This window comes from Pseudescherichia sp. L3, from assembly GCF_024656065.1.
In the GTDB taxonomy this organism is placed as follows: Bacteria; Pseudomonadota; Gammaproteobacteria; order Enterobacterales; family Enterobacteriaceae; genus Pseudescherichia.
Map to the genome: position 1 here is coordinate 1,223,589 of NZ_JANKYC010000001.1, position 17,893 is coordinate 1,241,481.

20 protein-coding genes are annotated in these 17,893 nt (G+C 51.7%); 11 read left to right on the plus strand and 9 right to left on the minus strand.

Going from position 1 to position 17,893, the window contains the following annotated elements:
• Positions 1-46: 46 nt before the first annotated feature.
• A complete protein-coding gene (locus NR795_RS05975) occupies positions 47-478 on the plus strand; it encodes a PACE efflux transporter (RefSeq protein ID WP_257757533.1) in 432 nt (143 codons plus the stop codon).
• Between the two features lie 3 nt (positions 479-481).
• Here NR795_RS05975 and NR795_RS05980 read toward each other — a convergent pair whose 3' ends face one another.
• Together NR795_RS05980 and NR795_RS05985 are read right to left on the minus strand one after the other, a co-directional pair.
• Complete coding sequence (locus NR795_RS05980; protein ID WP_257757534.1) at positions 482-1,096, minus strand: N-acetyltransferase; 615 nt, start codon at positions 1,094-1,096, stop codon at positions 482-484.
• Positions 1,097-1,138: 42 nt separating this feature from the next.
• Positions 1,139-1,723, minus strand: coding sequence for an NUDIX domain-containing protein (locus NR795_RS05985; RefSeq protein ID WP_257757535.1), 585 nt, complete (start codon positions 1,721-1,723; stop codon positions 1,139-1,141).
• A gap of 82 nt (positions 1,724-1,805) precedes the next feature.
• Here NR795_RS05985 and NR795_RS05990 point away from each other — a divergent pair, with 82 nt between their 5' ends.
• Both NR795_RS05990 and NR795_RS05995 read left to right on the plus strand, forming a co-directional pair.
• Positions 1,806-2,561 (plus strand): DeoR/GlpR family DNA-binding transcription regulator, encoded by a 756-nt coding sequence (locus NR795_RS05990; RefSeq protein WP_144815854.1) that lies wholly within the window; start codon positions 1,806-1,808, stop codon positions 2,559-2,561.
• A gap of 78 nt (positions 2,562-2,639) precedes the next feature.
• Positions 2,640-2,939, plus strand: coding sequence for a hypothetical protein (locus tag NR795_RS05995; RefSeq protein WP_257757536.1), 300 nt, complete (start codon positions 2,640-2,642; stop codon positions 2,937-2,939).
• A gap of 35 nt (positions 2,940-2,974) precedes the next feature.
• On the opposite strand, the gene NR795_RS06000 is transcribed toward NR795_RS05995, so the two are convergent.
• The gene (locus NR795_RS06000) at positions 2,975-3,859 is read right to left on the minus strand and encodes an AraC family transcriptional regulator (protein ID WP_257757537.1); all 885 of its coding nucleotides are present in this window, start codon (positions 3,857-3,859) and stop codon (positions 2,975-2,977) included.
• Positions 3,860-4,013: 154 nt separating this feature from the next.
• On the opposite strand from NR795_RS06000, the gene NR795_RS06005 reads away from it, so the two are divergent.
• Positions 4,014-5,081 (plus strand): aldo/keto reductase, encoded by a 1,068-nt coding sequence (locus NR795_RS06005; RefSeq protein ID WP_144815847.1) that lies wholly within the window; start codon positions 4,014-4,016, stop codon positions 5,079-5,081.
• Here NR795_RS06005 and NR795_RS06010 read toward each other — a convergent pair.
• On the minus strand, positions 5,078-5,980 hold the full coding sequence (locus NR795_RS06010; protein ID WP_257757538.1) for a LysR family transcriptional regulator: 903 nt from the start codon (positions 5,978-5,980) through the stop codon (positions 5,078-5,080). The two genes, NR795_RS06005 and NR795_RS06010, sit on opposite strands and share 4 nt — an antisense overlap.
• 122 nt (positions 5,981-6,102) lie before the next feature.
• Between NR795_RS06010 and NR795_RS06015 the strand changes: the two genes are divergently transcribed.
• Together NR795_RS06015 and NR795_RS06020 are read left to right on the plus strand one after the other, a co-directional pair.
• On the plus strand, positions 6,103-7,482 hold the full coding sequence (locus NR795_RS06015; RefSeq protein WP_257757539.1) for an MFS transporter: 1,380 nt from the start codon (positions 6,103-6,105) through the stop codon (positions 7,480-7,482).
• Positions 7,479-7,874, plus strand: a complete 396-nt coding sequence (locus NR795_RS06020; protein ID WP_257757540.1) for a DUF4440 domain-containing protein — start codon at positions 7,479-7,481, stop codon at positions 7,872-7,874. The genes NR795_RS06015 and NR795_RS06020 overlap by 4 nt, the downstream gene beginning before the upstream one ends.
• Before the next feature lie 16 nt (positions 7,875-7,890).
• Here the strand turns inward: NR795_RS06020 and NR795_RS06025 are convergent, their stop codons facing one another.
• On the minus strand, positions 7,891-8,436 hold the full coding sequence (locus NR795_RS06025) for a winged helix DNA-binding protein (protein WP_238084687.1): 546 nt from the start codon (positions 8,434-8,436) through the stop codon (positions 7,891-7,893).
• 247 nt (positions 8,437-8,683) lie between these two features.
• Between NR795_RS06025 and NR795_RS06030 the strand changes: the two genes are divergently transcribed.
• The 4 genes from NR795_RS06030 to NR795_RS06045 all read left to right on the plus strand — a co-directional run bounded on the left by NR795_RS06030 (position 8,684) and on the right by NR795_RS06045 (position 12,563).
• Entirely contained in the window at positions 8,684-9,406 is a 723-nt protein-coding gene (locus tag NR795_RS06030; RefSeq protein WP_042395176.1) for a DUF969 domain-containing protein, read from the plus strand.
• Entirely contained in the window at positions 9,403-10,389 is a 987-nt protein-coding gene (locus tag NR795_RS06035) for a DUF979 domain-containing protein (RefSeq protein WP_042395177.1), read from the plus strand. The genes NR795_RS06030 and NR795_RS06035 overlap by 4 nt, the downstream gene beginning before the upstream one ends.
• 26 nt (positions 10,390-10,415) lie before the next feature.
• Positions 10,416-11,411 (plus strand): DUF2891 domain-containing protein, encoded by a 996-nt coding sequence (locus NR795_RS06040; RefSeq protein ID WP_257757542.1) that lies wholly within the window; start codon positions 10,416-10,418, stop codon positions 11,409-11,411.
• 246 nt (positions 11,412-11,657) lie between these two features.
• Positions 11,658-12,563, plus strand: a complete 906-nt coding sequence (locus NR795_RS06045; protein ID WP_257757544.1) for a LysR family transcriptional regulator — start codon at positions 11,658-11,660, stop codon at positions 12,561-12,563.
• Between the two features lie 32 nt (positions 12,564-12,595).
• On the opposite strand, the gene NR795_RS06050 is transcribed toward NR795_RS06045, so the two are convergent.
• The 4 genes from NR795_RS06050 to leuC form a co-directional block, all read right to left on the minus strand.
• On the minus strand, positions 12,596-13,939 hold the full coding sequence (locus tag NR795_RS06050; protein ID WP_257757546.1) for a 2-hydroxycarboxylate transporter family protein: 1,344 nt from the start codon (positions 13,937-13,939) through the stop codon (positions 12,596-12,598).
• Between the two features lie 69 nt (positions 13,940-14,008).
• Positions 14,009-14,854: a fumarylacetoacetate hydrolase family protein gene (locus tag NR795_RS06055; protein WP_257757547.1), complete on the minus strand. Its 846-nt coding sequence runs from the start codon at positions 14,852-14,854 to the stop codon at positions 14,009-14,011.
• A gap of 14 nt (positions 14,855-14,868) precedes the next feature.
• Positions 14,869-15,486, minus strand: a complete 618-nt coding sequence (gene leuD / locus NR795_RS06060; RefSeq protein WP_257757548.1) for a 3-isopropylmalate dehydratase small subunit — start codon at positions 15,484-15,486, stop codon at positions 14,869-14,871.
• A 2-nt stretch (positions 15,487-15,488) separates the two neighbouring features.
• A complete protein-coding gene (gene leuC, locus NR795_RS06065) occupies positions 15,489-16,916 on the minus strand; it encodes a 3-isopropylmalate dehydratase large subunit (RefSeq protein ID WP_257757549.1) in 1,428 nt (475 codons plus the stop codon).
• Positions 16,917-17,132: 216 nt separating this feature from the next.
• On the opposite strand from leuC, the gene NR795_RS06070 reads away from it, so the two are divergent.
• A complete protein-coding gene (locus NR795_RS06070; RefSeq protein WP_257757551.1) occupies positions 17,133-17,882 on the plus strand; it encodes a sulfite exporter TauE/SafE family protein in 750 nt (249 codons plus the stop codon).
• Positions 17,883-17,893 lie beyond the last annotated feature (11 nt).

The window sequence follows — 17,893 nt, forward strand, 5'->3', positions numbered from 1 at the left end:
TGAAATCAACGCAATTTCGGCCATATCATCGCACATGAGGTTTACCATGTTCTATCTTAAACCGGTTCCGCGCCGGATCGCCTACGTTACCGCCTTTGAGGTGATTGCCATCTTCTTCTCATCCCTGCTGCTTTCAGGCATGAGCCACGGTGACGCGGCCAGCTCCCTACCGGTGGCCGTGACCACCTCCGTCGTGGCCGTTGTCTGGAACTACATCTACAACACCCTTTTTGAACGGTGGGAAAAGCGAAACAACATTCAGAAACGCACGCTTCCGATCAGGATTGTGCATACTCTGCTTTTCGAAACGATGTTTATTATTCTGATCGTGCCGTTCTTTATGTGGTACTACGATGTTGGTCTGGTGAAGGCGTTCATGATGGAGATCGGCCTCATCACCTTCTTCTTTGTTTACGCTTTTATCTTTACCTGGCTTTTCGATCGCGTCTTTGCGCGCGAACCGATACCCGCCACCTAATCTTCAAGCAGAGAGCAGCGGCACATGCGGCGCGGCGTCCAGCGGCAGATGGCCGCTGAGGCGCGGATCGGCCTGCACCTCTACCCGTCGAGCGTAGGGGGTAAACCCTGAGCGGATATAGAACCCGAGCGCGGAAGGGTGATCGAAGGTGCAGGTATGCACCCAAAAACGCTGAACGGGCTTCGCCCAGGCGAGCTCCGTTGCCGCGCTCATTACCGCCCGGCCAATGCCCTTGCCGGTGACGTCGGGTGTCAGTCCGAGAAAGACCAGTTCGACCTCGCCGGGTTCGCTGAAGTCCAGCTCCATCAGCCCTGCATCCCGATCGTTATGATGGATAACGTAGATCTCCCGGCTAGAATTTTGCAGCACGCTAATCAGCGTCTCATCGCTCATCATGAGACGCGAAAACCAGAGCCAGTCTGCGCCTACCTTGCGGAACAGGCTACGGTAAGCATCAGGATCGCGATGCGTCAAAGGCTGCAACGTAAACCCTTCCGGTAGAGGGACCGGCGCACCAGCGGGCTTCTCGCGCATTTCAAGACAGGTGACGACCGAGGCGATATGACCCGGAGCAATACTGGAGTATCCGGCAGGTATAGTGTGCGCGTTGTCTTTCATTTTATCTCCTGAGCCTTTAAGAATAATGATATAGGGTAAACATTATAAAACCCCCTTCAGGGCAACGTGATAGAGCAGCATAATGGTTTTGCCATCCACAATCAGGCCGCTTTCGATGGCGGCTAATGCGTCCTCCAGCGTCATCTCTAGCACCTCAATATCCTCTCCTTCTGCTTCGATACCGCCACCCGTGCCGGTTCGATCCTCAGCCTGGTACTCTGCGATATAGAAATAGAGCTTCTCCGTTACCGAGCCGGGACTCATATAGGCTTCGAATACCTTCTCAACGTGCGAAATACGAAATCCAGTCTCTTCTTCCGCCTCAGCTTTAATGCGGTTTTCCGGATCCATATTATCCAGCAGGCCAGCCGCCGCTTCGATCAGCATACCGTCGTGTCCGTTCACATAGACAGGGAAGCGGAACTGACGCGTGAGGATCACGGTTCGCTGTTGGCGGTTATAGAGCAGGATAGTTGCGCCATTGCCTCGGTCATATACTTCCCGGTTTTGCTGCTGCCACTCGCCGTTCTGGCGCTGCAGCGCAAAGGTATATTTCTTTAGCGTATACCAGTCATCGGAAAGAGTTTGTGTGTTGATGATCCGTACTTCTGCATGTTTTGATTGCATGATAGCGCTCCAATACGTAGAGTAACCATCATAAACAGCACTTTCGTGCAAGATCAAGTTAATTCGTGCAGGTGATAAAACGATGCTAACCAGTCAACGCAAACAGCTGATACGTGAAAAGCTGGCCGCCGAGGGTCAGGTTCTGTCAAAGGATCTCAGCGCACATTTTGCGGTATCGGAAGATACCATCCGCCGTGACCTACGCGAGCTTGCGGCAGAAGGGCACCTGCAACGGGTGCACGGCGGCGCGCTGCCAGCCTCATCGGCCACCGGCACCTTCTCAGCGCGCAAATCGCTTAAAATAGATGCAAAACAGCGCGTAGCCCGCAAAGGCGTTGAGCTGATTTCAGACGGGCAGGTGGTGATTATCGATGGCGGAACGACAACCTCGGAGCTTGTTAAGCAGCTGCCTGTGGATCTCCGCATTACGGTGGTGACGCATAGTCCAGGCATTGCTCTGGGCCTGATTGATCATCCCGCCATTGAGGTCATCCTGATCGGCGGCCGCCTGTATAAACACTCCATTGTTACCGTCGGTGCGGCGGCCATAGAGGGTATCGGAAACATTCATGCCGATCTCTTCTTTATGGGCGTGACCGGTATTCACCCGGAAGCGGGGTTGACCACCGGGGATTACGAAGAGGCGTGCATCAAACGTGCATTTTCCGGCAGAGCCGCTGAGACAGTGGTGCTGGCATCGCCGGAAAAGATTAACGCCGCATCACCCTTTGCGATCGGTAGCCTGTCGCTTATCAATACGCTGGTGGTCGAGGAGGGGACCGATGAAGGCTGGATCCGGTCGGTGGAAGAGCAGGGCGTATCGGTGGTGAAGGGGTGAAGATAACGATCCCACAGGCAAGCCCGCAGCCTCGCTATTTATAAGCTAACCTTACTCCTTAACAAAGAGGAGAACACGATGGCTGATTCAACCCTGATCGATACGCTGCAGTTTGGCCCTGAAGATGCACCAACGCAAAAATACGAGATCTATGGCGATGACGAAAAGACGCCAACCTATGCGTTGATATACCAACAGCGGGATGGCAGCTGGCAAAAGCTGGATGACACCCTGAGCTTCGCCGCGAAAGAAGAACAGGAAGAAGCAACCAGTACGCTGGACTATGGCTCTGGCGATCCCCTCCCGGACCTGCGCGACCTGGTCACCGAGGCAAAAGAGCGGTGCGAGCAGCACTGGCATAATACCCCCCGCAGTTAACACTCATCGCGCCGGGTTCGTCCCGGCAATTCCCCTCACGACGTATTACGCAGCTGGCTGGCGTGCATGGCAGGGGAGATACCGAAGATCCGCACATAGTCGCGACTAAACTGGGACGGACTCTCATACCCAACATGAAAGCCCGCGCTGGCGGCGTCTATTGCATCGCTCACCATAAGCCGTCGCGCCTCCTGCATGCGCAGATGCGTGCGGAACGCAATAGGGCTCATGGTGGTAACGGCTTTGAAGTGGTGATGGAAGGCCGAACGGCTCATCCCGGCAACGCTGGCCGCCTGTTCAATGCGGCACGCTTCCCGAAAGTGGGTTCGGATCCAGATAATAGACCGGGCAATCTGATTAAGCCGGCTCTCGCCCTTGGCCATATGGCGAATAATGTCGCCTTGCGGCCCCGTCAGCAGACGATAAAGGATCTCCTGAAGCGTCAGCGGGGCGAGCGCATCAATATCCTGTGGCGTATCCAGCAGGCTGGCGAGGCGTATGGCCGCATCAAGCAGTTCCGGGGGGGTCTTATTTAACATAATCCCTGAGGGGGAAGCCTGCGCATCGGTCAACGGAGAGGGGTAGCGGATGGCCAGCTCTGACAGCGCGGTCATATCGAAATCAAGCTGCAGACAGAGGTAGGGCCGTTCCGCCGTGGCCTCGATAACCGACCCCATGACAGGCAGCTCCACGGAGGCAATCAGGTAGTTGGCTGCATCATAACGGTAGGCTGTCTCCCCAAGGCGCGCCTCCTTGGTTCCCTGTGCCACAAGACAGAGCGTTGGCGTATAGATCACCGGCATCGGCATGGTTGGCGACGACGCACGGATCAGCGTCACGCCAGGCAGGGCGCAGCGGTATGTGCCATCGTCCGGCACATGGCGGCCAATAATATCTACGAGAGCATTAAGATTGTTCATAGGCAGGCATAGTATCCCTGAAAAAAGTCTCCGCATAGAGAGCATCGTTCAGCCAGGACGATCGTGCAATCATTGCGGATCTCATGTCTATCCGCTGACCCGCGTTCTGATAGAGGATGATAGTCGAACCAACACTTTTAGGAGATCGGACATCATGACTACCTCATCAGCACTCGACCAATACCGCCTGCTGGGCCGTTCCGGATTACGTGTTTCACCTCTTTCGCTGGGGACCATGACTTTTGGCTCTGACTGGGGATGGGGCGCGGATGACGCGGAAGCGCAACGCATCTTTGATGCCTATGTCGAACGTGGCGGCAACTTTATCGATACCGCAGTTAACTATACCAACGGCAGCGCGGAAAAAATTCTCGGACGGATGATCAAGGCGAAACGCGACCGTATCGTGCTGGCCACCAAGTTCACTATGTCGCGGGAAGCGGGTAACCCCAATGCGGGCGGGAATCACCGCTACAATCTCGTCCGCTCCGTTGAGACCAGCCTGCGGCAGCTCGATACAGACCGCATCGATCTGCTCTATCTGCACGCATGGGATTTCACTACCTCGCCGGATGAGGTGATGCGCGCTCTCGACGATCTCGTTCGTGATGGCAAAATTCTCTACCTGGGTATCTGTAACACACCGGCATGGCGTATCGCCCAGATGCAGACCCTGGCCGATCTGCGCGGCTGGTCGCCATTTGTGGCGTTGCAAATTGAGTACAGCCTGGTGGAGCGTACGGTGGAGCATGAGCTGATCCCGATGGCGCAGGCGATGGGCCTCGGCGTCCTGCCGTGGTCACCCCTCGGCGGTGGGATCCTGACCGGCAAATACAGCCGGGCCGATCTCTCTGATGAGAACGGTGCCGACGTGGCAGCGACGCGTAAGGGGATCATCGCCTCGACCGGCCATCTTAACGAGCGTGCGCTGGCCATTGCCGAGGTGGTAAGCGACATCGCCCATGAAAGCGGGGCGTCATCGTCACAAATTGCGCTGGCGTGGACATTACGTAACCCTGCCGTTGCTTCCACCATTATGGGGGCACGTACCGTCGCTCAGGCCGAGGACAATTTTGCTGCGCTGGATGTCGTGCTCAGTGATGAGCAGCTCCAGCGTCTGGAGCAGGCCAGCGCGATTGATCCTATCTTCCCGGCGCGCTTTATCTCCCGGCCGATGGCGCAGCAGCTCATCACCGGCGGAGCGGCTGTCAGAGGGCGTTAGTCACCTGTCACCCAGTTTTGTAAAAAGTCGATGAACATTCGCACTTTCTCTGGAACATGGCGCGTATTGGGATACAGCGCATAGATCCCCTGACGAGGAAAGCGGTGATTGGGAAGCAGATGGACAAGCTGGCCGTTATTCACATCGTCCTGAACCAGCCAGGCCGGCAGCAGCGCAATACCGGCCCCGCATCTGGCAAACGCCAGGAGTGAGGCCGCGCTGTCGGCCATGATTACCGGGGGGAGATGCGCCCGAAAAAGTACGCTTTCGCCTTCTGGAGTCAGAACCTGCCAGTTAAGCGGGGTAGCAAGTCGGGTGTGGGCCAGCCAGCTCGCCTCGGCAAGCTGTTCCAGACTGAGAGAGTGCACTCCTCCGTCGCGCTTCAGGTAAGCAGGTGACGCAACGGGGAGGATCTCGAACCGGTCGATCAGTTTGGCATGATGGCTTGAGTCCGTTAGCTGACCAAGCCGGATGGCAACGTCAAATCGCCCGGCAATCAGATCGTCGTTTTTCGAAGAGGAAACATGCTGAATTCTGAGCTGAGGATGCTCAGCTGAAAAAGCCGCAAGCGCCGGAACAACCACATGAGCACCGTATTCCTGGGTAGTCGTGATGCGAAGCACACCGCTTAAGCCGGAATGATCGCTACGCACGTCATTAAATACGCTTTCAGCCTCCTGCAGAAGCCGCAGGCAACGATGGTAGAAGCGTTCTCCCGAATCGGTAACGGCGACCTGCCTGGTACTACGTGTAAGTAACGACACGCCAAGTTTTTCTTCCAGCTTTTTGATGTTAAAGCTGACGACTGCCTTAGTCAGCCCCAACGTTTGCGCTGCTCTCGTAAAGCTACCGGCTTCCACTACCGCAACAAATATCTCAAGCCGCTGCATGTTGAGCATTCATCCCTCCGTCAACCCGCTTATTGTCAAAATGAATTTGACACTATAACGCCGAACGTGGCGTTTATCCTATCCTGTTCAGTGCCTATACTGCGCGCACTTTGCTGTTTTAAGGGAAGAAAATGAGTTATCGAGTACGCGTTGCCAGTATCTATCTGCTGGGATTCTTCATTGATCTAATTAACATGTTTATCGGCAACGTAGCGTATCCCGATATTGGCCGACGCTTTGATGCCTCGGTGAGCCTGTTAGCCTGGGTGAGCAACGGGTATATCCTGGGCCTCACCCTGGTGATACCGTTAAGCCGCTGGTTATCCCAGCGTATCGGCACCAGGCGCCTGCTGATGCTGTCTCTGATTGTGTTTATGGCGGGCGCGACCGGTGCGGGCCTTGCCTCTTCGCTATCTCAGCTCATCGCCTGCCGATGGTTACAGGGGATAGGCGGAGGATTATTAATTCCCGTCGGGCAGACGATGACCTATGCGCTCTATCGCAGTCATGAGCGTGCAAAGCTCTCTTCAGCGATTATGCTGGTGGCGTTACTGGCCCCGGCATTGTCACCCACCCTTGGCGGGCTGATTGTCGATAACATCAGCTGGCGCTATGTCTTTTTAGCAAGTTTGCCGCTAGCGGGTGTCACGCTCATCCTCTCTGCTCTTTGGCTTAAGCCGGACGTCGGTTCGACACTGTCTGAGCCGTTAGATCTTTCAGGGTTAATCATGGCCTGCTCGGCGCTCACGCTGATTCTGCTGGGGCTGACGTATCTGGGAGAGGCGGGACATATCTGGCGAGGCGGGTTAGTGCTGGTGGTCGGCATTATGCTGATGGGGTTGTTCGCCCGGCACACCCTGAGAAAAGCGACGCCCTTGATCAACTTACGACTGCTGAACGCGCCGCTGCTGCAAACCGCAATGCTGGTGTATCACTTTATTCCTGGCGTATTTACCGGTGTGAGTCTAATTACCATGATCTATCTACAGGACCAGTTGGGTATGAGCGCAACGCTTGTAGGGTCAATGATGATCCCGTGGGCGCTGGCTTCCTGTGTGGCTATCACGCTTACCGGGAAAATATTCAATCATATTGGCCCTCGTCCGCTGTTTATTATCGGCTGCCTGGGGCAAGGAGCAGGCATTGCGTTGCTGACGCTTATTGGTCATGTCGAAGACATTACCATTGCCGCACTGGCTTACCTTTTGATGGGTTTCGGCAGCAGCCTGTGTAGTAGTACGGCGCAAAGCTCGGCATTTATTGACATCGCGGAGGGTGAGTTAGCGGATGCCAGCGCGCTATGGAACATTAATCGCCAACTGAGTTTTTGTTTAGGCGTCGCCGTGCTGGGTTTACTGTTGAACCTCATGCTCAGCGCAGGTTTGCCAATAAGCCAGGCCTTCCATCTCTGTTTTTTAATGGCTGCAGGTAGCGTAATTATTCCGTTGATCTACTGCCTCCGGCTGCCGAACCAAAGTCTTGTCTTAACGCTCAAACAGGAGAAGAGATGAATCGTTATTTTCAGGAAGTCGTCGATGCCCACGCGCTAATTAGCCACTGGCTGGGTGACGAAACCGCTGCAATCGAGGTGTGCGAAGCGCTGTTGGCGCGCTTCAGCCCGGCGTACTCGATGGTGACCCCGGGTGGTGCCATGCTTGATTTTACGGCATTGAACGCATTCTTCCGCGCCCAGCGCGGCGCGAAGAGGGGGTTGCGCATCGACATTGAGAATATGCAGCTCGTTGCAGAGAGCACAGGTGGCGCAACCGTGACCTATCAGGAGCGCCAGCAGCTGCCCGGTCAAAACGCGACGTTACGTTTCTCAACCGTAGTGTTTGTATCCGAGCCGGATGGCACGGTCCGCTGGCGACATCTCCACGAAACCGCTCTCCCTACGCCTTAACGCCTGTTCAGTTATCTCACAACGATGCCGCCGCCCGGGCGGCGGTGTCATACAGAGACGATATCGTGCGCAGCAGCTGCGCGGTATCACCGATAGATGCCCCTGAAATGCCGCTTTCCGCATGAATATTGATCAGGCAGGCTTCACGCACATCGCGGTATTTCATGCATAGCGCTTTACCCTCCTCTGTGGTTGAGAAATAGAGCTCTTTCCCCACTTTCTCACTCGTCACGTAGCCCGCTTTGACCAGTTTTTTCAGGGCGTAGGTCACCACATGGGTATCTTCAACGTTGAGAACGAAACAGATATCGGCCAGCTTCTTCTTACGGTTGCGATGGTTCACATGATGCAGAAGGGAGACATCAAAGGCCGCCATATCAGGCTCCCCGGCAGCGGTCATGCAGCGCACCATCCATTTATTGAACGCATTGCTGGTCATGATCAGCGCGTATTCCAGCTCCGATAACTCAGCACAGCGCTCAGACACCAGATGGCGAGAAGAGACGATCCGGCCATCCGTTATATCGTCGTGGTTTGATGTAGCTCGTGTTTTTAAGGTCATAACGGTCCTTACCGGAGTGTGACTCTTAGCCAAAAATGTAAACTTACATCGATAAAATAAGAACATTTTATTGATAAATTGTTTACATGTTTTTGTGGTTCAGATATAGCTTTTTAGTACTGGTTCTGTGGAGCCGGGCGCAAAACACAACATCGCTCGCCGGAATGCATCACGCTTCGTCCTGATACGAAGTATTAAAAAAATAGCCGTCGGCGCGCAACACTCACTTTGGATAGGGTAAACGTTTATGGACGGTTCGACATTATTGCCGCTGATTGGGATACCCATCGTGGTTATCGGCTTTGCACTACGCTTCAACCCGCTGCTGGTGGTCGTGGTGGCGGGGCTAGCTACCGGTCTGCTGGTGGGGATGGATTTTGGGATGTTACTGGAGACGTTTGGCGAAAAGTTCGTGAATAGCCGATCGCTGGCAACCTTTATCCTGATCCTGCCTGTTATTGGTCTGCTGGAGTATTACGGGCTGAAAGAGCGGGCGCAGGCCTGGGTCGCGAAGATCGCCAGCGCTACCTCGGCACGTATTCTGATGCTCTACTTTGTGGCGCGTGAAGGAACGGCGGCGCTGGGACTGATGTCGCTTGGCGGTCATGCTCAAACGGTGCGTCCCCTGCTTGCGCCGATGGCCGAAGGGGCGGCGCTGAATGAATATGGCGAGCTGCCGCAGCATATCCGCGACAAAATCAAAGCCCATGCCGCCGCGTGCGACAACATTGCGGTCTTCTTTGGCGAGGATATCTTTATCGCCTTTGGCGCGGTGCTGCTGATTGACGCCTTCCTGAAAGAGAGCGGCATTGAGGGAATTGAACCGCTGCATATCGGCCTGTGGGCCATTCCGACCGCCATCGCGGCATTGGTAATTCATATGACGCGCCTGCTGCGCCTGGATGCGAGCATCCGTCGCGACGTGATGGCCTGGAGAGCAGAGCAGGGTACACAGGAGATCGCCCCATGATGACGTTAATCACTATTAACCGCGTGTACTACCTGATTGGTTTTGTTGTGATGCTGCTGGTTGTGATGACCCTGCGCGACCGCGCCAACCCTAAACGCTTTACCACCGCGCTGTTCTGGTTTTTGTTTGGCGGCATCTTCCTGTTTGGCGATCTTATGGTGCAGGAGCTGGGCAAGTCTCTGGCGTACCGGATCATTGGCGGCTGCGTCATTCTCATTGCCTTGCTGGCAGGTTTTGGGCTGGTGGGTAAAGGACACTATAAGATGTCCACCGAGTCCGAACGCGTCGCCTCGGCAAATCGACTGAAAAACTGGCTGTTCCTGCCAGCGCTGATGATCCCGGTGGTTACGGTGATCGGTACCCTGTTCCTGAAAGGCGTGTCGGTGGGCGGGGTTTACCTGCTTGATCAGAAACAGCTTACGCTCGCGGCCCTGTGCGTGGCGTGCGTTGCCGCGATCCTCACCGGCTGGTGGCTGACGAAGGGGACACCGCTGCATGCGGTCCGCCAGTCTCGTCGCCTGGTTGATACCATCGGCTGGGCGGTGATCCTGCCGCAGATGCTTGCCATGCTGGGCGGTGTGTTTGTGGTGGCAAATACCGGCGAATCGGTGCAAAAGGTAGTCAGCCTGTTTGTGAACCCGGATAGTCGTTTCATGCTGGTGGTGATCTACTGCGTGGGTATGGCGCTCTTCACCATGATCATGGGCAACGCCTTCGCCGCGTTCCCGGTGCTGAGTGCAGGCATCGCCTTACCCTTCCTGATCAACGTACATCACGGTAACCCGGCACCGCTGCTGGCGATTGGCATGTACGCAGGCTATTGCGGCACACTGATGACGCCGATGGCTGCCAATTTCAATATCGTTCCTGCGGCTCTGCTAGAGCTTAAAGATAAGTACCAGGTGATCAAAATCCAGATCCCGACCGCGCTAACCCTGCTGGTAGTTAACGTGTTCTTAATGTATTTCCTCGTATTTCGCTAAGCGTAGCAATGACTTAAGGAGCTGTTATGGAACTTACTCAACATCAGGCTGATGCGTTTGCCAGAATGCCATTAACCTATTTGCGTCAGGAATATCCGAACCACATTATGCATCTGCTTAATGACGATGGAGACGTATTGCCGCCCCGCGAACTGCACCCTATTTTCTACGGCTGTTTTGACTGGCACTCGGCGGTGCATGGCTACTGGCTGCTGCTGCGTTGCGTGCGCCGCTATCCTGACCTGCCGTGCCGGGAGGAGATCGTCGCGCTATTTGATGAGCACATGACGGAAGAGAAGGTGGCCCAGGAGCTGGCCTATTTTAACGCGCCGTTTCGGGCCTCTTTTGAGCGGCCTTACGGCTACGGCTGGTTGCTGGCGCTGGCTCAGGAGCTAAAGCAATCCGCTTTACCTCAGGCCGCAGGCTGGTATCAGACGCTGCAGCCTTTAACGCAGGATATTCGCGGCAGGCTGATGGATTATCTCAGTAAGCTAACGTACCCGATTCGGGTTGGTACCCATTACAACACCGCCTTTGCGCTGGCGCTGGGTCTGGACTATGCCCGCGCCGTGGAGGATAACGCACTTGAGCAATCGATCGTAACGGCGGCAAACCGCTTCTATCTCGCTGACACGGACTATCCGGCGCACTATGAGCCAGGAGGGGACGAGTATATTTCCGGGGCGCTCACCGAGGCACTGCTAATGAGCAAGGTGACGGATCGCTTCCCCGCATGGTTCGATGCGTTTCTTCCTGAAGTGGGCTCGGTGTCGGCGCTGATGAACCCGGCGGAGGTGAGCGACCGTACCGATCCCAAAATTGCGCACCTTGATGGTTTAAACCTCAGCCGCGCCTGGTGCATGAAGCATATTGCGAAAGCGTTGCCGACTGATCACCCGGGGCAGCAGGCGTTGAGCGAGGCGGTTGAGCGTCATCTTGCTGCCAGCATCGAGCATGTGGTTGGAAGCCACTACAGCGGCGGACACTGGCTGGCGAGTTTCGCATTGCTGGCGCTGGAGTAACTGAGGGGAGGGTGTAGCGCTATACGGCGCTGCACCCGGCTTTCACGTTCGCAACCTGTCCGGCGTAAGAAATCCGTCAGCCTCTGGAAAGCAGGCGGTATTAAATGGATGAACCGTATCCAAATAACGGCCTGGATTTAAATGTTAGTAATACACTGCTTATCCTGGAAGCAATCTCCTCTGTTTTGTGGCTCGCATTTCCCATAAGCTATTAACTCTGTGAATACATAACAAGGATCATCCCTGATGAATAGGAAATGGCCTCATGTGGAAGACCTGGAAGTTTTTCTGGCGGTGGTACGCCATAACAGCTTTACAGATGCAGCAGTAGAACTCGGTTTTTCAAATGCCTGGGTGACCAAGCGGATTGCCGCACTTGAGCAAACATTGAATACCAAGCTGCTGCACCGTAATACCCGAGAAATGCGCCTGACAGCAGCGGGGGAAGTGGCCCTCATTCAGGCCGAAGAAATCATCAGAAAAAATAATGTGGCGATGGATTTAATCGTCAATACAAAAAAAGATATTAAGGGCAATCTTCATATTTGTAGTTCATTTGGCTTTGGCAAAAATCATCTTACCACACCACTCTCCATGTTTTCGAAACTAAACCCTAACTTAAAGATAAAACTCACTTTAACAGATACAAAACTGGATTTAATTAAAGAAAATATTGATTTGGAAATTATGGTCGGAGAGGAGGTTCACGAACGCTACTATGCGAAAAAAATCGCCGATAACAGGCGCATTCTTTGCGCATCGTCAGGTTACCTGAATCAACAGAATTTACCTGAGTCACCGACAGATTTAGCTCACCATAAATGCCTTTTTTTGCAGGAAAAAGGGTTAACCTTCGGCCTTTGGCATCTTACCAATGGTCAAAAGCAAGAGACGGTACGGGTGGAAGGCAATTTGTCATCGAATAATGGTGAAGTGATTCTGCACTGGGCGCTTGACGATCATGGTATTGCGCTTAGAAGCGAATGGGATGCAAAGCGTTATATTGAATCTGGCGATCTCATTCAGGTTTTACCTGACTATTATGAAAAGGCTTCGGTGTGGGCGTTGTACCCGAACAAACTGGACGAATCGATTAAAACCCAAAAGTGTATTACTTTTCTCGAAAGCTATTTTAGTGACATTTTTTTCTGACAGCCGCCCCTTTTAACGGGGCGGCAAAAATATCAGGCAAAAGCGGCCAGCAGCATTGTTGCAAGAATAACAGTAGAGGCGCCACCAATACGGGTAGATATTTGCGCGAAAGGCATAAGTCCCATACGGTCGCAGGCAGAGAGAATGGCAACGTCACCAGTGCCACCGAGTCCGCTATGGCAAACGGTCACGATAGAGGCTTCGACAGGATACATATTCAGGAATCGGGCAAGGAAAAAGCTCACCAGGGCCATTGAAAGCACCACTGAGGCACAAACCGTCACATACGCAACAGAAAATACAGATACCACACTTTCAAGCGGGACATACAGCATACCGAGACCAATCATCGTCGGCCAAATCAGCGAAGTGGAAATCAGCTTGTAGCAAGACTTCGAGCCCACCTCCATTTTTCCGGGGATAACACCTGCGTATTTACAAATAACGGCCATGACAATCATCAGTACCGGACCAGGAATATGTACAATCCGTTCCAGCAGCCCCCCAAAAATGAAGAAGCAGCAAATCATCAATAATCCGGCCCCCATCAGGGAATAATCAGTTTTACCATTACCATCTTCAGCAATATTATTGAATATTGCGTTATCCTCAGCAGTACGGATCAGCATGCCGTTGCCACTGAGTTCGTGTTTCATCTTCCCCAGCTTGGAGAGGAAGCCCGCGCATACGATAGCAAAAATATTCCCGACGACAGCAGCAGGGACCAGCTGTGCGACATAGATATCCGGGGTGGTGCCAAGGATTGAGGAGTAAGCGAGAGATAGTGGTAAAATGCCTTCCCCAATACCGCCACCAATAATAGGAACAATGATAAAGAAAAATGTATGATAAAAAGTGTAACCCACCGCTTTTCCGACCAACAGACCGACACCTACCGCGGTGATGGTTCCCACCACTAACGGAAAGAACATTCTGATCATCCCCTGAACCAGAATGATGCGGTTCATGCCAAGGATACTGCCGACAACCAGCGTCGCGATAACAAAGTACAGGAAATTGGCATCCTTCATTAATACATGAACGGAGTCCAGTACGTTCTGAGGGATGACATGATAAAAGACTAAAATAGAGGGGATCATAAGGCAAAATATCGCGGGCCCTCCGATATCCTTAATCACCGGGATATTTTTACCAATAGTGGATAAAATAAATCCTAAAGACATGATTATCGCCAGTCCGCCAATCATGTTTTTGGGTAGCGTACCAAACCATGCTGCTGCGCCGATAACAATACACATAACCCCCAAAAACCAGACAGGTACTGAACAAATTTCTTTTCCCGACAGAGCGCTCAGCGAACGCGTCTCAGCCAGTTTTTTACTTTGTTGTAGGGTATTACTTTCAACGTGATTCATAAGTCCGCCTTAATTGTAATAGGATGCATGACTTCCTTAAGAGGTGAAGATGATTTAATATTGTTTTTATTATGACGTGACAGATTCTTTGATATGATTTTTTAAGCGTCCCAGTCCTTCTATTTCCACTTCAATACAATCACCATCTTTCAAAAAAAGTGGTGGTGTTCTTTTTTTGCCTACTCCGCCAGGAGAGCCAGTAATAATTACGTCGCCAGCACTTAATGGGGTAAAGGTACTGATATAAGAAATAAGATAAGGAATTTTGTGTATCATATTTTTGGTATTATCACACTGCACCTCCTGTGAGTTCAGAAATGTCCGGATTTGTAAGTTATGTGGATCTGGAATTTCGTCACTGCAGGTTAAGTAGGGGCCAAATGCGCCAGTGCGTGGCCAGTTTTTACCGGCGGTATACCAGGTGTGTTGCCAGTCACGTGCTGAACCATCCATATAACAGCTATAGCCTGCAACGTATTTCAGCGCATCATGTTCGCTGACATGTGAGCATTTTTTACCGATAATTACCGCCAGCTCTCCCTCGTAATCAAACTCCCGGGATTCAGCCGGTTTGTTGACAAAGCTAAGATGCCCAGTTTGGGAGTCGGCAAAGCGTACAAACAGCGTAGGCTCTGGATTCAGCTCATTAAATTCCAGGCGTTTTTCACTGTAATTCATCCCTACACAAATAATTTTGTTAGGGTTATCAATTACCGGAATAAACTCGAGTTCCTCAATCGAATAATCAGCGGATAAGCTCGCGATCGCTTCCAGACTAGCAACATCTTCATGCTCCAGAAAAGCTTTTAATGATGAATAGCGATTACCATAAATCGCACTGGCATCAATAATTCCTTTATCATTTAAGATGCCGAACTTATTTTGACCATTAATTTTAAAATTGACAATTTTCATGGTGTTTATTCCTGTTAATTCTGACCGGTTCTGTGCCATGGATTACGGTCAAAGTATTGTGTTTCGAATTGCTTAATTTCATGGGTAAAGGATAAAGTAAAACCAATAGCATCCAGTCCTTGTAATAGCATGTCCTTTTTAATTTGATCCACATGGAATGAATAAACCTGTTCAACGGTCGTAAGTGACTGCTGCGCAAGATCTACTGTCAGTGTATTAGTGTTACGATGCTGAATACATCCGGCGATTTGCTGCAAATCCGTTTCATTAAGACAAATGGTTAATATTCCATTTCTCAGACAGTTGTCATTGAAAATTCCAGCAAACGAAGTACCTATTAAGGCTTTAATGCCTAATTGTTTCAAACCCCATACTGCATGTTCCCGACTGGAACCACAGCCGAAATTAGGCCCAACAACCAAAAATGTTGCTCCCTGCCACCCTGGCTGATTTAAAATGAAATCGCTGTTAAGGCTGCCGTCTTTATTAAAACGAAGGTCAAAGAACAATCCTTTATCAAGACCGCTGCGGTCGATACCTTTAAGAAACTGCTTCGGCATAATCACATCAGTATCAATATTTGCTGCCATCATGGGGGCAGCAATACCAGTTACACAATTAAATGCTTCCATTATTAAGCCTCGGTGAAATATCTGACATCGGTTAGGTGACCTGCGACGGCTGCAGCAGCCACCATCGCCGGGCTCATTAAATGGGTGCGCGAACCCGCGCCCTGACGGCCTGCAAAATTACGATTCGTACTTGAGGCACAGCGATCGCCTGGCGACAGAACGTCTTCATTCATGGCCAGACACATTGAGCAGCCGGATTGCCGCCATTCAAAACCCGCATCGATAAAGATTTTCGCCAGGCCTTCCTGTTCTGCCCGCTCACGCACCTGGGTTGAGCCAGGCACAATCATTCCCCTTACATGTGGGGCTATTTTTTTACCTGCCAGCACCTTCGCCACTTCACGTAAATCCTCAATGCGGCTATTGGTACAGGAACCGATGAAGGCATGAGAGATACGGATTTCAGTAAATGGTGTACCGGGTTTCAGCTCCATATACTTCAGCGCTGTCAGGTAATCGTGTCTTTTTTGCACGTCAGAAATGGTTTGCGGGTCGGGAATGACCTCATTGATAGGGCCAGCCTGATCGGGGCTGATCCCCCAGGTAATAAAAGGTTCGAGCTGTCCACAGTCGATATACACTTCTTTATCGAATCTCGCGTCGGTATCGGTTTTCAGTGTCCGCCAGCTCTCTACTGCCCGGTCCCACATCTCCCCTTTCGGTGCCCGCGGTGTCTCTTTCAGGTAAGCAAAAACCTTTTCATCTGGAGCCATAATTGCGCCGCGCGCACCCGCTTCTACCGCCATGTTGCAGATAGTCATGCGCGCCTCAACGCTAAGACTATCAATAACGCCTCCGCAGAACTCAATAGCATACCCCGTGGCACCATCAGCGCCGATACGGGCTATCAGGGCCATAATAATGTCTTTGGAGGTCACGCCTGCACAGAGCTCTCCTTCCAGTGTGACGCGCATATTGCGTAGTTTTTTATAAACCAGCGTTTGAGTGGCCAGAAAATGCTCGATTTCCGATGTGCCGATACCAAAGCCGAAAGCACCGAGAGCGCCATAGGTGGTGGTATGGCTATCTCCGGCAGCGATAACCATACCTGGCATCGCTAACCCCTGCTCATGAGCCACAACATGCTCAATACCCTGACGCTTATCCATCACATCGAACAATTCGATATTAAAGTGCTGGCTGTTTTCGGTGAAATATTTCACCTGAATTGCACCACCGGAATCGGTCATTTCTGGATCGCGTTTCGGCCGGGTCGGGTTGACATGATCAACGTTGAGCAAAATAGATTGCGGATTCCAGACTTTTCGCTTTTGCTCACGTAAGCCACTGAATGCCTGAGGGCTGGTATATTCATTCAGAATGGAACGGTCGATATACAACAACACATTACCTTCGTCATCAAGTTTTCTTACAGTATGTGAGTCAATATGTTTGTCATAGAGTGTTTTTGCTATTTTTATCGTCATCATGAGGTACTCCCGGTTTTGGTTTTTTCCATTATAATTCCCATGGGTAATGTGTATAGCCGTACAGAAAAAATTAAAAGTAAAAACTTTTTTTCCAAATCGTAAAAACTGATATTTAATCATAATAAACAATATCTTAAATGTATTTTTCAGGGTGTTTCTTCCATTTTTAACTCCTGATTTCAGATGCTATAGTGCTTTGTCAGAAACGATATCACGATGAATAACTATTCAATGTTAATATTATTTATAGAGTGTTTTTGTATAGGCGGTGGGCTGGGTTATTTAGGTGGGTTGTTAGGCATAGGTGGTGGGATTATTGCCATACCGATACTGGCCTGGCTGTTTCAAATGGATCAGCAACTCGCTCAGGGGACAGTATTGGTTATGATCATCCCGAATCTTATTATGAGTGTCATCCATTATCGGCGAAGAAACGACATAAGATTAAAGAAAATTATTCCAGTGTGTATTTTGTCCAGCATATTTTCTGCTATTTCATCGACGCTGGCGATCCATCTTAACGCGAAAACGTTAAATTTGTTTTTTTGTGCTTTCATTTTGCTGCTTGCATTTTATTATCTGTACGCTGTTTTGAAGCGGGGTGCATCCCGTAACTATACCTTGTCTGAATCCTGGCTCCCTGTGACAGGCGCGGTGTGCGGATTGATGTCTGGCCTTTTTACCGTGGGCGGGGGTATGGTTATCGTTCCGCTGCTGGTCGCACTCTTTTCTTACTCTCAAACCAGAGCACAGGGTACGGCGCTGGCGCTGGTTCTGCCAGGCGCATTCACCGCACTGATATCCTACGCTTTTGCAGGGCACGTTGCCTGGTCCGTCGGCTTACCGATGGCCATGGGGGCCATGTTCACCGTTGCCTCGGGTGTTGCTCTGGCGCATCGTCTACCGACAAGGATGCTGAAGATGTGTTTTTGCATGATGCTTTTCTTTGTGGCTCTCAGTGCGTAAAAGTCACGTAC

What these genes read in the sequence shown, in the direction of transcription:
- NR795_RS05975 (WP_257757533.1), top strand. Translation starts at nt 47, where the DNA reads ATGTTCTATCTTAAACCGGTTCCGCGCCGGATCGCCTACGTTACCGCC.
- NR795_RS05980 (WP_257757534.1), bottom strand. Translation starts at nt 1,096, where the DNA reads ATGAAAGACAACGCGCACACTATACCTGCCGGATACTCCAGTATTGCT.
- NR795_RS05985 (WP_257757535.1), bottom strand. Translation starts at nt 1,723, where the DNA reads ATGCAATCAAAACATGCAGAAGTACGGATCATCAACACACAAACTCTT.
- NR795_RS05990 (WP_144815854.1), top strand. Translation starts at nt 1,806, where the DNA reads ATGCTAACCAGTCAACGCAAACAGCTGATACGTGAAAAGCTGGCCGCC.
- NR795_RS05995 (WP_257757536.1), top strand. Translation starts at nt 2,640, where the DNA reads ATGGCTGATTCAACCCTGATCGATACGCTGCAGTTTGGCCCTGAAGAT.
- NR795_RS06000 (WP_257757537.1), bottom strand. Translation starts at nt 3,859, where the DNA reads ATGAACAATCTTAATGCTCTCGTAGATATTATTGGCCGCCATGTGCCG.
- NR795_RS06005 (WP_144815847.1), top strand. Translation starts at nt 4,014, where the DNA reads ATGACTACCTCATCAGCACTCGACCAATACCGCCTGCTGGGCCGTTCC.
- NR795_RS06010 (WP_257757538.1), bottom strand. Translation starts at nt 5,980, where the DNA reads ATGCTCAACATGCAGCGGCTTGAGATATTTGTTGCGGTAGTGGAAGCC.
- NR795_RS06015 (WP_257757539.1), top strand. Translation starts at nt 6,103, where the DNA reads ATGAGTTATCGAGTACGCGTTGCCAGTATCTATCTGCTGGGATTCTTC.
- NR795_RS06020 (WP_257757540.1), top strand. Translation starts at nt 7,479, where the DNA reads ATGAATCGTTATTTTCAGGAAGTCGTCGATGCCCACGCGCTAATTAGC.
- NR795_RS06025 (WP_238084687.1), bottom strand. Translation starts at nt 8,436, where the DNA reads ATGACCTTAAAAACACGAGCTACATCAAACCACGACGATATAACGGAT.
- NR795_RS06030 (WP_042395176.1), top strand. Translation starts at nt 8,684, where the DNA reads ATGGACGGTTCGACATTATTGCCGCTGATTGGGATACCCATCGTGGTT.
- NR795_RS06035 (WP_042395177.1), top strand. Translation starts at nt 9,403, where the DNA reads ATGATGACGTTAATCACTATTAACCGCGTGTACTACCTGATTGGTTTT.
- NR795_RS06040 (WP_257757542.1), top strand. Translation starts at nt 10,416, where the DNA reads ATGGAACTTACTCAACATCAGGCTGATGCGTTTGCCAGAATGCCATTA.
- NR795_RS06045 (WP_257757544.1), top strand. Translation starts at nt 11,658, where the DNA reads ATGAATAGGAAATGGCCTCATGTGGAAGACCTGGAAGTTTTTCTGGCG.
- NR795_RS06050 (WP_257757546.1), bottom strand. Translation starts at nt 13,939, where the DNA reads ATGAATCACGTTGAAAGTAATACCCTACAACAAAGTAAAAAACTGGCT.
- NR795_RS06055 (WP_257757547.1), bottom strand. Translation starts at nt 14,854, where the DNA reads ATGAAAATTGTCAATTTTAAAATTAATGGTCAAAATAAGTTCGGCATC.
- leuD (WP_257757548.1), bottom strand. Translation starts at nt 15,486, where the DNA reads ATGGAAGCATTTAATTGTGTAACTGGTATTGCTGCCCCCATGATGGCA.
- leuC (WP_257757549.1), bottom strand. Translation starts at nt 16,916, where the DNA reads ATGATGACGATAAAAATAGCAAAAACACTCTATGACAAACATATTGAC.
- NR795_RS06070 (WP_257757551.1), top strand. Translation starts at nt 17,133, where the DNA reads ATGAATAACTATTCAATGTTAATATTATTTATAGAGTGTTTTTGTATA.